Here is a 14,239-nt window from a genome sequence, read left to right as displayed (position 1 = left end):
TGCGCTCCGGTGACACCATCACGGACCTTCCCAGCCGAAAGGCTGGGATTGCTGACATCCGACTATGGAATCAGCAACGGTTGAACTCGGGCGGGTAGTGCCGGCATCAGTACCAGGCGGGGACACGGGCGGACACGCAGGGCCGCAGGAACAAGCGGACGGACAAGCTGCTCACCGCCCGGTCGGAGGGAAGATCGTGTCATCGCGGTGACAACCGGGGGACGACGTCTTGCGCCTCGTCATTCCCGACGGCCGGGAGCAACCGGGCGTCCCGTATGAGATCCAGGAAACGTCCATCGCTCCGTCGCGGTGCCGGCTACTGACGGCTGCTGACCAAGCCGGGTAGGTTCATGGCGATCCGCCAGCACGCGTCGCGGACCGCGGGCAGCTGCTCCGGAGCTACGCCGTCAAGTCTCCATGCCAGCTCGTCGGTCAGGCCGCGCAGATACTCATCCATCCGTCGTCCGACCGCCGCGGTGAGGCGGACCAAAACTATGCCGTCGCCGGCCGGGCTCGGCGAACGGGTGACCGCCCCCATGCGCTCGGCCTCGTCCAGCAGCCGCACCGAATCGCCGCGGTCGAGATCGGCGATCATCTCGGCCACCGGCATGCCCCCCGAATGCCGATGCAACCGCAACAGCAACTGCATCGTCCCCCGGTCCATGCGCGGGCCTCCAGCGAAATCCTTCAACGAGAACACCGCCGCGCGTAGGGCCACCGCGGTCTCGTAGTTGAGGATCTGACCGGGGCTCAACGGCCCCAGAAACTCGCGCACGGCAGGGTCATAGAGCAGGTCCACTTCGTATTCAAACCGGCGGACGTCCCCGTCGAGCGAGGCCCCCCCGGACACCTCCCGCATCTCCCGCTTGAAGCGGGCGTCGACGTTCGAATCCATGCGCAGGCAGACGTGGCGAAGCAGGGTCAGCCGGTCGGGGGCGACCGAGTCGAACAGCAGTGCCTGCTGGTCGGCCATCCGCTCCAGGTACTCGTCCACGATCCGCTCAGCCCGCTCGGTGATCCGGAGGCAGCGTGTCTGGTCGCCCGTCGGCCCGGTCGAACGGGTCAGGTGCCCCAGCCGCTCCAACCCATCCAGCAACGACTCGACGTCGTCGAGATCAAGGACGTAGCTCAGGTCGTCCACCGGCATGCCTTCACGGTGACGTCTCAGCTCGAACAGCGCCTTCAGCTGGTCACTGCCGTAGCGCTCCCACCTCACGGCGCCGAACGCGCGCAGCGCGGGCCAGAGGAGGGCCATCACCATCAGCGTCTCGTAGGCCGTGACGCGGTCGGCTCCCAGTGACGGCTCGATGAACTCACGTATGCCTGGCGCGTAGAGCAGGTCATCGCCGTCTTGTGCGAGCTGAATCGCAGCTGGCCGGTCAGACATTCCCGCGGCTCCTTTTCGTGATGCTTGCCGAGTTGGGCCCGGCCCGCCCCATCATGCTCGCTTGTAACGAGCACCGCCGACCCCTCTGGTCGGGTGAGCAGCACAGGCCCGTACAGAACGGCATCGTCCCCGAGCCGCCTGGGCGGCTCGGGGACGATGCCGTTGCGCTCGGCCGGTTCAGCCCGATGGCTCCGGGAGCGCCTCCTAGGGAACGAGGATCGGCCTCGGCGCCGCCGGTGCGGGAGCGGGAGCCCCGCCGGTTCTGATGCCGATACCCACCAGGCCCAAAATGGTGTCCCAGTTGTTGTCGGCGTCCACCTTGGCGCGGACCCTGTCCGGAGCCTTGTCGTCCTTCGCGAAGTAGATGTGGCCCGGTTGATTCCCGAGACCCCACACGTACACTCTGCTACCCCAGCTGTACCAGTGTTCGTGGACCTCGAAACTCGACGCCCACTTCGCTAGCTCGGTGCTGGGCGTGAAGTCGATGTCGAACCATCGCTTGACGGTCAACTGATAGCGGAGCAGCTGTGCCGTGACCACGGCCACCGTGCTGTTGCCGACCCAGCGCTTGACCTCGAACATCTTGCTTTCCTCGGTGACGATGTCAATGGCGAAGCCGTTGAATCCGATCTCATAGTCCGAGTTCTTGTCTCCGACCTCCCAGTCGACGTCGTCACTGATCGTCGTGGCGCCACCGCTCGTCGAATGCCACCAGCTCTCGAACCAGCCCTCCCGTTGGTAATTCAGCTCATGAATGGTGAACGCCTGGGCGGCGCGCTCTGGCTGATGTGCCCACCAGAGCTTGTTCAGGCAGATCTCTTCTGCGTTCAGGCAGCTTTCCGGGATGCTTCCCCGGGTGCACAGCGGTCCCTTGCCTTGGAACAGCTTGGGGTGCGACTCGAGCGAACCTCCCGGCGGCACACACTCCAGGTCGGGAACGCCAGGATCGGGGCCAAGGCCGTCACCACCGATGAACCCATAGCCCGGCGTATCGTACGGGTCCGGTATCTTGCCGGACGGATCGACGAGGTTCACAGGATCGTTGTTGGCGTACGAGTACGGGCTGGCGGTGTCGGTTCGGCCAACGAAGTTGGTGATCGGGTCGCGAGCGGTGAAGCGGCCGACACCCGCGTCGTAGGTGCGTGCGCGGAGGTACAGCAGCGAACCCGCGGGCTGTTCGCCGCGGTAGCCCAACTCGCCGCGGTAGCCGAACGCCGGGTTGTACACCGACGGTGTGCCGGCGCTGTGCGGGGCACCGAAGACGTCGTAGTCGCCCGCCTGCGCCCAGGCTGCGGTGTCCGCGGTCTGGATTGTCGATCCGAAGGTGTCCCGGGCGAACGTGGCCGTACCACTGCTGGTGTCGGCGGACACTCGGCCGTAACCGTAGACGAAGGCGGCGGCGTTATCCCCGCGTTGCGCGAGGACCTGCGGGTCGCCTACCCCGGCACTCCACTGGTAGCTGACGGTACTGGTCTGCGGCGGCGCGTTGACCGGCTGTCTGGTGGTGGCCATCCGGGTGAGCAGCCCGTCACCGTCGTAGGTGGCCGCACTGGTCTGCGTCACACCACCGCTGCTTTGCGTGGTGGTCGTCGGCAGCCCAAAGGAGTCGTACGCCACGGTGAGCTCGTCGTTCGGGCCGGTCCGGTGCACTAGTCGGCCCGAGGGGTCGTAGCTGTAGGCGACGTGCTTGGAGCCGGTGTCGGCCGCCACTAACTGATCGGCCGCGTCGTAGCTCAGTGACGTCTGCACATTGCCGCGGGTGATGCTGGTCCGGTTGCCCACCGCATCGTACGTCGCCCGCAGCGTGCCACCGACCTGGCCATTCGCCGACAGCAACTGCCCGGCGGCGTCGTACGTGTACTGATATTTACGGCCTGGAGTGGGATCGACGAGTTGGGTAACCCGCCCGTCCGCGTTGCGGGTGAGCGTGGCGTCCTCGGCCGGCGCCCCGGCGCGGTACTCCTGGTAGCTGGCGAGCAGCCCACCGTCGTAGCGGTAGGCACGCGACCACTTTTTGGGCAAAGCCTCGGTGAGGAGACGTCCGTCGGCGTCGAGTGTGTACGCCACGTCGCCGGCCCGAGGGTCGGACAGCCCGGTCAGGGCACCGTCCCCGTTGTACTGGTAATCGATCGCAAGGCCGTCCGGGTAGCGCAAACCCACCCGCCGTCCTGCGGCGTCGTAGCTGGAGGTGAAGGCCGACCCGTCCGGATGGGTGACCTTCAGCAACCTGCCCACCAGGTCGTACGCGTAGCTGGTGGTCCCGTTGGCGTCGGACATGCTGGTACGTCGCCCCACGCCGTCGTAGCCGTAGGACACCTCCGCGCCGTCGTCCCCGATCCGCCGGGTCGGCCGCCCGGCCGCGTCGTACTCCATGCGCAGCGTTTTGCCAGCAGGATCGGTGACTGCGGTGAGGTTACCGGCCGCGTCGAACGTCTGCTCCGTCTTCCGACCGAGCGGATCGGTGACCGAGGTCTCCCGCCCCGAGGCGTCATGGGTGTACTTAGTGACAGCACCCTTGGCATCCGTGAGGCTGCTCAGGTTGCCCGCCACGTCGTACGCGTACCGTGTCGTGGCCCCGTTGGGGTCGATGGCCGCAATCATCTGCCGGGCGGCGTCGTACTCCATCCGTCGCACGGCACCGCCCGGGCTGGTCATCTTGATCCGCAGCCCGCGGGAGTCGTACTCGTACCGGGTCACACCCCCGCGCGGATCGGTGATGCTGGTGATCTGGTTGTCGGCGTTGTACCCGTAGCGCGTCACGAGTCCGGCTGGGGTCGTCTGGGAAATCAGGCGCCCGTCCTCGTCATAGGCGTACCTGTACGCCCCGCCGGTTGGCATGATCTTCTTGATCAGCCGGCCCGCGGCGTCATACTCGTACCGCGTGGTGTTGCCGAGTGGGTCGATCACCGCTACTTGCCGCCCTGCGGCGTCGTACTCGTACCGGGTGACCGCACTCAGCGCGTCCGTGACGGCGACCACTCGCCCCGTCGGGTCATAGGTCGTCCTGGTCGTCGCTCCGGCCGCATCGGTCGTCGCGACGACGCGGTCCAGTGCGTCGTACTCGTAGCTCGTCTTGTGCCCGGTTGCGTCGACCGTCGTGGTGACGTTTCCGTGCGCGTCGTAGCTCGTTGCCTCAGTACCCGCCGCCTCGGTGACCTCGGTCTGCCGACCGTCGGCGTCGTAGCTGTAGCGGACGACGATCCCGGTCGGGTCGGTCACGCTGCTGAGCCGGCTCTGCGCGTCGTAGGCGTACCGACTCACCCCACCGGCCGGATCGGTCGAGGTTGCCAGGTTGCCCTCGCCGTCGTAGGTGTAGGTGGTCTTGCGGTCCAGCGGATCCGTGCTGCTGGCCTGCCTGCCAACCTCGTCATAGGTACTCGCCGTGACCGCGCCGCTGGGGTCGGTCGTGTCAAGCAGCCGTCCCGCAGTCGAGTAGCGGTAGCGGGTCACGGCGCCCGAGGCGGTCGTGGTCGTAGTGATCCGTCCCGCCGCGTCGTAGTCGTAGCGGGTGGTGGTGCCGGACGGCAACTGCACCGAGGTGCGGCGTCCGGCCGAGTCGTAGCCGAACCGCGTGGTCTTGCCGGTGGCGTCGGTGACCGCGGTCAGCCGGCGGGCGCCGTCGTAGCCGTAGGTGGTCTTGACGCCGGTCGGATCCACGCTCTCGGTGACCAGCCCGTTCACCACTGTGTTGCGCGCCTTGGCGCCGTCGGGGTGGGTCACCTCGCTGGGTACGCGGCTGTCGCCGGTGTAGGCCCGGCCAGTGACCTGACCAGCCGCGTCGGTCACGGCGGTCAGCCGGTCCTGCGCGTCGTAGGCGTACGTCGTGGTCACCGTGCCCCAAACGCGACGCACGAGGTTGCCGCGCGCGTCGTACTCCAGCCTGGTCACCGTACCGCCCCGGTTGCTTACCGAGACCAGCCGACCGTTGTCATCGAACGTCCGGTTGACCGAGTTCCCTGCCGGGTCGGTAACCTTCACCAGCCGCCCAGAAGGGCTGTGCTGATAGGTGAGCTTGGTGCCGGTCGATGTGCTGGTCACCGTCGTGACACCAGCGGTGTCGTCGTAAGCGAAGTCCGTCCCCACGCCGCCGCTCAAGTCCTGGTGCGATACGCGGCCGGCGCCGTCGTACGAGTTCTTCACCACGCGACCGCCATCCGCGTCGAGCACCTCGGTGATCAGCCCGTCGGACGTCGTGGCGTACCGGGTCACCGCGCCGCCCGGCCTTTTCACCGACGCGAGCGCACCATCCGCCGAGTATTCGTAGAGCACCTCCCGGCCGTCGGTCGCCGCCGCCTTCGTCAACCGGCCGTCAGCGTCGTACGACAGAGACAGCCCGAGTCCAGCCGAGTGCATCGCCGATGCCAGTCGACCCGCGCTGTCGTAACCGAACGTCACACTCTGCCCCTCCGTCTTACGCTCGGACATCCGGCCGGAGGCATCGAAGATCCACGTCTCGCCGGACAGGGAGCGCAGCGCGAAAGTGCCATCGGCAGCCTTGGTGAGATCGGCGTTGAGGTCCTGCGGCCGGCGGTAGCCGCCGCTACCATCGGAGCTGAAGGTCAGCACCCGCCCGTCGTCGTCGTGGAACGCCGCCCCGCTGTCGCCGGTGACCAGGTGAGCACTCAACGCCGTGGTCCAGCCGCGACCCAGCGGTCCACTCTCCGTGATCAGCGAGTTGTAGGTACGCCCCCAAGCGAGCAGCCTGCTGGAGAAGCTGAGGTCCATCGCCGCCTGGGTGTAGTTTCCGGTGGCGGTGTTCACGCCACTCCCTGCGAACCCGTAGCCCTGATGCCTGCCGAGGAGTTCGACGGCGGCGCGGGTGACAAAGTCCCCAGTAGCGGCGAATGCCGGGGTTCCCGGCACAACCGCAAGCATGGTTGCCGCCATCGCGGCCGCTAGTAGCCGTCTTAAACGCATGTACGGTCCCCGTCCCTCTCCTGGGCCTTGCTCCCGAAAAGAATCGCGTCATCCACCCGACCGCATGCGGGATCAGGGCACGCGACGCAGCGTGACGGTATCAGTAAATATTTGCGTTCGTAGACCCGTTCGCTGCCGGATTCGTTGCTCCAGACTGCCTTTCAGCCCACGGGAGGCGCCGCACGCCTTCCCCGCGAGCAACAAGACCACATTGGACAGCGGTCTCCGCTACGAGGTGCGACCTGTCTCCAGAAAGAGTACGGCCACCCGGGATCAGCTGGGCCTGGCCCTTGCCGCGGCCGTAGACGTGGCAGAACCCGGACGAGTGCGGTGGTGTCAGCAGGGTTGTCCTGCAGCTCGGGGAGTTGGCCCCTGGTCCTGGACACTTGAACCTTGGATCGTGATGGTGCGGGGAGATCAGGAGTCCCTCACAGATGGTGATGAAGCACTACCCCGCCGAGTTCAAGGCCGACGCGGTCGCGTTGTACGGTCTCGCCCCGGGGCGACGATCGCCCAGATGCTGACGATCTCGGGGGCAACCGGGAGACGTTGCGCACCTGGGTCCGCACCGATGATCAACGGCGGGGCGCGATGACCGGGCCGGCGGCGTCGGCGGCGAGGCCGCAGGCGGCCGGCTCGGTCGAGGTTGCCCCGGGTGTGCTGCGCGGCGTGGAGGGCGTCGATGACCAGGTCGATGCGCAGGTGATCGGCGACGCAGCTCACCGGATACAACGCCCGCAAGCCCCTCGGCAGCACGCAAGTCCACCTTCGGCCGCCTTGCCAGACAGCGGCAGTGCGACGTCGAGCACCTCCGGGTCCACCACCAGCGGCCGCTGCGACTCCGGCAGCCGGGCGCTGATTTCCGCGTCGAGCAGCGACGACAACTCGGCCAGGTTCGAGCGCGATGCGGGCGGTGGCCTGCTGCTCCTGCGGCGGTGGCGCGTCAGAGATGCCCGCCCAGGGAAGCCTCTACGCCGAGCAGCCCTACACTGATCTCGGCCACGACTACTACACCCGCGGTGTCGACCCACACACCCATGCCCGCCGGCTGATCGCCCAACTGAAAGCGGTGTCCGGCAAGAAAATCATCCTCGTCGACCACGATGACGACGGCGACCGCCCGGATAGCGGGAGTTCCAGCGACGGCGAAAGTGGTGAGGCCGCCGACTGAAAGGGCCCACCACCAGCGCACACATAGGGGCGGGAAGAGCGCCGACAAGGCCGTTTCCGGCGAAAGGTCAGACCCCGCAAGGGGCCGACAACGTGGTCGCTCTTCCCACCACCACCCAGCTTGCCGCACCCTGCCACACCACGGCAAGCCCGTCACCACGCCCGGAACCACCGTGTCCCGGCTCCGCCGGGACGCTGCCGCACACGTGGCCAGGGATGCCCTGTCAGTACACCTTTCATCAGAGACTCCCCACCAGACCACAGGCGAGGTTTCCTGGATGACGATGAACGCGACGACTAGCCACTGAGCCCGCCGTGGGACGGACGTGTCGTCCTCGCCGGATGCGCCGCTGAGGACGACGGCGACCATTCTTTGCCGACCTCGTCGGCGCTGGCGACCACGCCGAACAGCGAGCCGCTCGCCTGAGCCCACTCGTCAAGCGGCGTTAGCGCTATCCTGCACGGCCCGGCACCCCCACGTTCTGCTCGGGGTGGGTGCCGGCAGGCACAACCGGCCGCGCCGCGGCCAAACCTCGTCACGAAGAAACAGGAGCAAGCATCGTGCGTGTGCACGCCTACGCAGCACCCAGCCCGTCCGAGCCGCTGGCCCCCGTGATCATCGAGCGGCGGCACGTCGGCCCCAAAGACGTCCTCATCGAGATCAAGTATGCGGGCATCTGCCACTCCGACATCCACACCGTCCGCGGTGACTGGGGACCCCAGCCCTACCCGCTGGTGCCCGGCCACGAGATCGTCGGCATCGTCACCGAGGTCGGCTCCGAGGTCATCCGCCACCAAGTCGGGGACCGGGTCGGGGTCGGCTGCATGGTCAACTCCTGCCGGGACTGCATCAACTGCCGCAACGGCGACGAGCAGTACTGCCTGGCGGGCATGGTGGCCACCTACGCCGGAACCGACCGGGACGGCACCATCACCCAGGGCGGCTACGCCACCCGCGTCGTGGTCGACGCGGACTTCGTCCTGTCGGTGCCCGAGGGAATCGACCTCGCGGCCGCCGCGCCGCTGCTGTGTGCCGGCATCACCACCTACTCGCCGCTGCGCCGTTGGGGCGCCGGCCCGGGCAAGAAGATCGCCATCGTCGGCCTCGGCGGGCTGGGACACATGGCAGTCAAGATCGCCCACGCCCTGGGCGCCGAGGTGACCGTGCTGTCCCAGTCGCTCAAGAAGCAGGAGGACGGACTCCGCCTGGGAGCCGACCACTACTACGCCACCAGCGACCCGGACACCTTCGGGCAGCTCGCCGGCCGGTTCGACCTGATCATCAACACGGTCAGCGCGCCCATCGACGTCGACGCCTACCTCGGCCTGCTCGCGGTCGACGGCACCCTCGTCAACGTCGGCGCCCCCGCCGAACCGCTGACCCTCAACGTCTTCTCCCTCATCGGCGCTCGACGCTCCTACGCCGGGTCGATGATCGGCGGCATCCGCGAGACCCAGGAGATGCTCGACTTCTGCGCCAAACACCACATCGGCGCCGACATCGAAGTCATCTCCGCCGACAAGATCAACGACGCCTACGACCGGGTCCTCGCCTCCGACGTCCGCTACCGATTCGTCATCGACACCGCCACCCTCGGCTGACCTGAGGTTTCCTGACCGGCTCCGCTCGGCCGACCCTGCGGCCGTGCGGAGCCTTTTGGGGCGGGGGTGAAGGCCCGCGCGGGAGGGTCGCCAAGGCCCGAGCGTGCTCTAACCTGGCCGGTTTTGCTGCTCGATGTACTGGTGCAGGGCTGACAGGGGTGCGTCTGCGAGGGAGCCGGCGAAGTAGGAGCCGGACCATAGGCGGGTGTCGCGCCAGAAGTGGCGGTGGATGTTGGGGTAGTCGCGGCGCAGGTAGCGGGAGGACACGCCTTTGAGGGAGTTGACCAGTTTGGACAGGGTCACCTTGGGTGGGAAGTTCACCAGTAGGTGGACGTGGTTGTCCTCGCCGTTGAACTCGACCAGTTCGCATTCGAACTGTTCGCACACCTGGCGCATGACTTGTTCGAGGTAGCGCAGGTGTTCGTCGGTGAAGACTCGTGCTCGGTGCTTCGTGACGAAGACCAAGTGGGCGTGAAGCAGGAAGGTGCAATGTCTGCCGGTGCGGATGGGGTAGGTGTCGGCCATAAACCAAGTGTATGATGTGGAGCGTGAGGGCGGACATGGGTCGGAAGTACCGGCTGTATCCCACCGAGGAGCAGGCGGATCGGCTGGCCTCGTGGGGGCACACATGCCGCTGGCTTTACCACACGGCGTTGGAGCAGCGCCAGTTCGCCTGGCAGCAGCGCAAGGTCACGCTCGGAGTCACCGCGCAGTGCGCCTATCTGACGCAGGCGCGTAAGGATTTTGACTGGGTTGCGGACCTGCCGGCACAGTCCGGTCAGCAGGTGCTGCGCCAGTTGGACCAGGCGTACCAGAATTGGTGGAACCCGCAGCACCCCGCCGGGGCGCCGACCCGTAAACGACGCTGTGCCCGGCTGTCGGTCCCGTTCCCCGGGCAGGCGATTCAGGTGCGCCGGCTCAACCGGCGCTGGGGTGCGGTGACCCTGCCGAAGGTCGGCGAGGTCAAGTTCCGCTGGTCCCGCCCGTTGGGCGGGATAGTTCGTCACGCGGTGGTGTCCTTCGACGGTGTCGCCTGGCACGTTGGTTTCGGCGTCCACACCGGTGTCAAGACGCCCACGGTGCACGCCCGACCAGACACCGTGGTGGGTGTCGACCGTGGCGTGAAGGTCGCCTTGGCGATGTCCGACGGCCGCATGTGGCACCGCACCTTCACCACTGCGGGTCAGGAACGCGACCTGGCCCGACTCAAGTCGAAGGCCGGCCGGCAGGAGACCGCACGCCGCAACCGCGGCGCCAAGACCTCCCACCGCGCCCGTAAGGTCCGTGCCGAGATTGCCCGGACCGAGGCGAAGATCCGTAACCGGCGCCGCGACTTCCTGGCGTGGGCGGCGAACCGGCTCTGCGCCCAGCACGCGGTCGTCAAGCTCGAACGCCTCAACATCAAGGCCATGACCACCACCGCGAAGGGCACCGTCGCCGAGCCCGGCATCAACGTGGCCGCGAAGGCCGGGCTGAACCGGGCGATCCTCGACAAGGGCTGGGGCCTGTTCCACGCGGCCTTGGCCAACCGTGCGCGTACCACCGGCACCCGAATCGCCAGGGTGCCTGCCGCGTTCACCTCTCAGCGGTGCGCCCGCTGCGGGCACACCGACCGGGACAACCGTGAAAGCCAAGCGGTGTTCCGGTGTGGGTCCTGCGGACACCAGGCCAACGCTGACGTGAACGCCGCGATCAACATCAGGGACGCCGCCGAGGCGCCGCCCCCACACACCGGGCGGGCAGCCCGGGACAGGAACCGAAAGGCTTCCTGTCGACCACCCACCCAGCGCCGACCTCGTACGGCGCTGGAAACGGGAATCTCCCGCCTTTAGCTTTAGGCGGGGGAGGATGTCAAGTCACCCCCATTTACCAAGGGCAGGAGCCCTCCCGGATGGTCGTCGCCCTCGTCCGCTTCACCCCAAGCGCCCACACCAACTGGCACTCCCACGCCGTCGGCCAGACCCTCCACGTCACCGACGGCGTCGGGCTGGTAGGAACCCCGCGACGGAACCGTCGTATGCGTACGCCCCGGCGACACCGTCATCTGCCCACCCGGCGAGGAGCACTGGCACGGCGCCACCACCGACACCTTCATGAGCCACCTCGCCATGCTCGAGATGAGGCAGCGGCGGCGAGCCGGCGTAGTAGTTGTGCGGCCTTCACAGCCGCGGGTTCGGTCGTTGAGCTGAAAGAACAGCCGTCCTCCAGCCAGGAGAGCCGCGCCGCTTCACGTCGATCGGAACGCCGCGCACCTCCTCGATGAGCGAACGACAATGGCTGATCGACAGCTTATTGGCGGATTAAATTCGCTATAACCGGCACTCGTGTGTCAGTGGGCGCCGATACTCTTCACCGCGCGGAGGACCGGGGTCCGATGGACTTCTGCACCGGGCCGCCCCAGGCAGTGAACCGCCGAGGGCAACGACCCCGGCCTTCCGTCCAAACCTTGCTCCGGGACACGGCCCGGTACCGGGCGCCGCCAGATTCCCCCACAACGGGCGGCGCCCGGCGCTTACCGGATCCGCTTCGCGGCGCACGCCTTGCGCCTGCGCGGCTTCACGCCTGCGGCGACCGCGTCACCGCAGTCCTCGAGCACGCAGCCAGCCAGCCAGCCGGGACTGGATCGGCCCCGGGCTGTCACCCGGGGCTGGCCTGGTGCCGGAACTCCTTGCCAAGATGCCAGGCCCTCCAGGACCAGCAGCACCGCGCTCCTTGGCCGATGATTGTATGGCGACGACCAGGAACCGCCGAGTTCGGCTTGACAGAGAGGAGCGGCCTGCCCGGCCGGGGCCGGGCAGGCCGCTCCTCTCTAGAGGTCGCTCAGTGCCGGGTGCCGAGGGCGAGCGGGAAGGTGCCCTCGCCAACGCCGGTGAGCGTTTTGGTGTATTGCCTCAGGTAGGTGTTGAGGAACGGCGAGCGGTCGCCCTGAGTCGGCACGTCGAGCTGTGGGTCCTGCAGTGCCAGGCTCAGCCGCGCTCCGGTGACCTGGATCGTGTTGCCGCTCGGGGTGCCGCGCCAGCCGCTGACGCCGATAGTCCCGACCTGGATCCCGAGCTGGTGGCCCTCCTCGAAGGTCCAGTCGGTGGATTTCAGGTCGAACGCGACCCGGCCCGCTTGCCTGACCAGCGCGACGTTCTCATCGAACATCACGGCGGTGCCGTTCGGCGCGACGTCCCATAGCCGCACCATGACATTGCCGGATGCGCTGGCGTCCATCGTGAACCGGGGCGTGGCGGTGATCCGAAGCCGGGAGGTGGTCGGCGTGGACCAGCTGAAGTAGCTGTGCGTGTCACCGGCCAACGGCACCACGGAAAGGCCCCTCGTCACCTGCGGGGCGGGGTCGGTGTAGTGCTCCATGTCCCACTGCTCGCCGTCGGTCGCGGTCTGCGCGGCCAGCGTCGAGGGGCGGCCGTCGTCGACGTACTGCCCGTCCGGCAGATCCGCCACGGTGGACGACGATGGGGTTGGCCACGTCGACTGCTCGCGCCATACGCCGGTGCTGTCCTCGATGCCGAAGGCGGGGTCCTGGACCTCCGGCTTGATGATCTTCAGGTAGCGGTCGTAGAAGCGCATGACCTCGCCGAAGAAGTCGGCGCGGCCCTGTAGCAACTGGCCCTGGGAGTTCCTCTCGTTACCGCGGACGTGCTCCCACTGGCCCATCCAGCCCCGCTCCACGCCGTTGTGGTTGGCGAGGTACTTCTCGACGTCCTCGGGCTTGGTGTTGTTCTCGATGAAACCCTGCGTGATGAACAGGGGCGTGCTCGTGCCCCTTGCCTGCGCGGCGAGGTTCCGGGCGCTCCAGTAGGGCGAGTCAGGGTCGGGGTTGTTGTTGTTCGTGAGGTTGTCGGAGAGACACTCGGGATGGCTCTTCTCGTAGGTCGCGTTGGCCTTGTAGTGGTCGGTGTCGTCGGCCAGCGCCGCCATCGTGGCGATGCCGTTGTAGGCGTTCGGCGTGCCGGTCACGTTGGGCCGGGGGACGCCGTTGCTGAAGAGGTAGGGGTACATGTTCCACAGCGGCTCCTGGGCGACGACGGCCTTCAGCGCGCCGATACGCAGGTTGTTGCCGACCAGGCCGGTCACGGCGTCGTACGACTTGCCGTACATGCCCACCTTGCCCGTCGACCACGGCTGCTTCGCCGCCCACCGGATTGCGGCCTTCACGTCGGCCTGCTCGCCGGGCCCCACCCAGTCGAGGCAGCCGGTGCTTCCACCGAAGCCGCGCAGGTCGACCATGACATAGCTGTAGCCGCGGGCGAAGAGGTCGGTGCCCCTGGTGAAGTCCTCGAACCGGTTGGACGGGCCGGTCGCGGTCCAACCCTCCGGTCCCGTCTGGCCGGCGTGGCTGAAGTAGGGGCCGACGGCGAGGATCACCGGCGTCTTGGCGTCGGACGGCAGGTTCGCCGGCCGGAGGACGTCGGCGTGCAGCTCGACGTCACTGCCGTCGGCGGATGGGAAGTATGCCTCGGTCCACACCGCGCCCTCCGGGACGCGGGGGTTTTCCTCGTGAGTGATGCCCTGCTGAGCCGGTACTGGTGTGGCGGCGGTCGCCGTGCCACTCACAGCCAGAGTTGCAGTCGTGACTATCGCACCCATAGCAGCGGCTGTTATCCGTCTGCGTAGGTTCATCTGACCTCCCCAAGCAATAGCAGTGTCCGTGCGAGCGTTGACGGTAGCGTGTCGGCGTCCCGCTTGCAGCCTTCGAAGGCAATAGATTCCGATCCCCGGCAGAGCCGCCCGGGGATCGACATACACCGTCAGCTCCCTCGCCGAAACGACTCAGTCCAACCCGCTCGCCGGCTGCTTCGACGGCTCAAGTTGACGGCACGGTCTCCACTTTGGGAGTTCGTTGCCGGCCTACCCGGCTCCGGCCAAGGGCAGATCGGCCTGGTAGCGCCGATGTCTGGCGTCCAGCAGGGCGCGCGTAACGGGGCTGGCCGGGTGCTGCAGGACGCCGTCGTCCGGTCCGTGTTCGGCGACCTCGCCCGCCTCGAGCACGACGACGTGTCCGCCGAGGCGCCGGCCGGCACTCGAGAGAACGCAGAGACATACGCTCAGGTCGACGAGCGGATTCGGGCGTTGAGCCGGGCGGCCTGGCGCGTCAGGTGGTCGCGCTCGGCGAGGTTGGGGGCCTTGTGGGCCGCTTCGGTGTACAGCCGTGCCGCG

Annotated in this window: 7 protein-coding genes; 3 read left to right on the top strand and 4 right to left on the bottom strand. The window is 67.6% G+C overall.

Annotation, left to right across the window (positions count from 1 at the left end; all coding sequences use genetic code 11):
- Window positions 1–316 precede the first annotated feature (316 nt).
- Both ACNAW0_RS28455 and ACNAW0_RS28450 read right to left on the bottom strand, forming a co-directional pair.
- Window positions 317–1,387: a hypothetical protein gene (locus ACNAW0_RS28455; RefSeq protein WP_416291109.1), complete on the bottom strand. Its 1,071-nt coding sequence runs from the start codon at window positions 1,385–1,387 to the stop codon at window positions 317–319.
- 204 nt (window positions 1,388–1,591) lie between these two features.
- Window positions 1,592–6,148, bottom strand: a complete 4,557-nt coding sequence (locus ACNAW0_RS28450; RefSeq protein WP_416291108.1) for a DUF6531 domain-containing protein — start codon at window positions 6,146–6,148, stop codon at window positions 1,592–1,594.
- A gap of 1,060 nt (window positions 6,149–7,208) precedes the next feature.
- Here ACNAW0_RS28450 and ACNAW0_RS28445 point away from each other — a divergent pair.
- Together ACNAW0_RS28445 and ACNAW0_RS28440 are read left to right on the top strand one after the other, a co-directional pair.
- Window positions 7,209–7,475, top strand: a complete 267-nt coding sequence (locus ACNAW0_RS28445; RefSeq protein WP_416291107.1) for a hypothetical protein — start codon at window positions 7,209–7,211, stop codon at window positions 7,473–7,475.
- A 557-nt stretch (window positions 7,476–8,032) separates the two neighbouring features.
- A complete protein-coding gene (locus ACNAW0_RS28440; RefSeq protein WP_416291110.1) occupies window positions 8,033–9,076 on the top strand; it encodes an NAD(P)-dependent alcohol dehydrogenase in 1,044 nt (347 codons plus the stop codon).
- A 108-nt stretch (window positions 9,077–9,184) separates the two neighbouring features.
- Here the strand turns inward: ACNAW0_RS28440 and tnpA are convergent, their stop codons facing one another.
- Complete coding sequence (gene tnpA, locus ACNAW0_RS28435; protein WP_416291106.1) at window positions 9,185–9,601, bottom strand: IS200/IS605 family transposase; 417 nt, start codon at window positions 9,599–9,601, stop codon at window positions 9,185–9,187.
- A gap of 23 nt (window positions 9,602–9,624) precedes the next feature.
- Here tnpA and ACNAW0_RS28430 point away from each other — a divergent pair, with 23 nt between their 5' ends.
- A complete protein-coding gene (locus ACNAW0_RS28430) occupies window positions 9,625–10,908 on the top strand; it encodes an RNA-guided endonuclease InsQ/TnpB family protein (protein WP_416291105.1) in 1,284 nt (427 codons plus the stop codon).
- Between the two features lie 988 nt (window positions 10,909–11,896).
- Here the strand turns inward: ACNAW0_RS28430 and ACNAW0_RS28425 are convergent.
- The gene (locus tag ACNAW0_RS28425) at window positions 11,897–13,549 is read right to left on the bottom strand and encodes a CocE/NonD family hydrolase (protein WP_416291104.1); all 1,653 of its coding nucleotides are present in this window, start codon (window positions 13,547–13,549) and stop codon (window positions 11,897–11,899) included.
- Between the last annotated feature and the right edge of the window lie 690 nt (window positions 13,550–14,239).

Origin of the sequence: Micromonospora sp. SL1-18 (assembly GCF_047921505.1) — a bacterium.
Classification (GTDB): domain Bacteria; phylum Actinomycetota; class Actinomycetes; order Mycobacteriales; family Micromonosporaceae; genus Micromonospora.
Note: the sequence above shows the minus strand (reverse complement) of the source record. Positions and strands in the feature narration are given on the sequence as shown.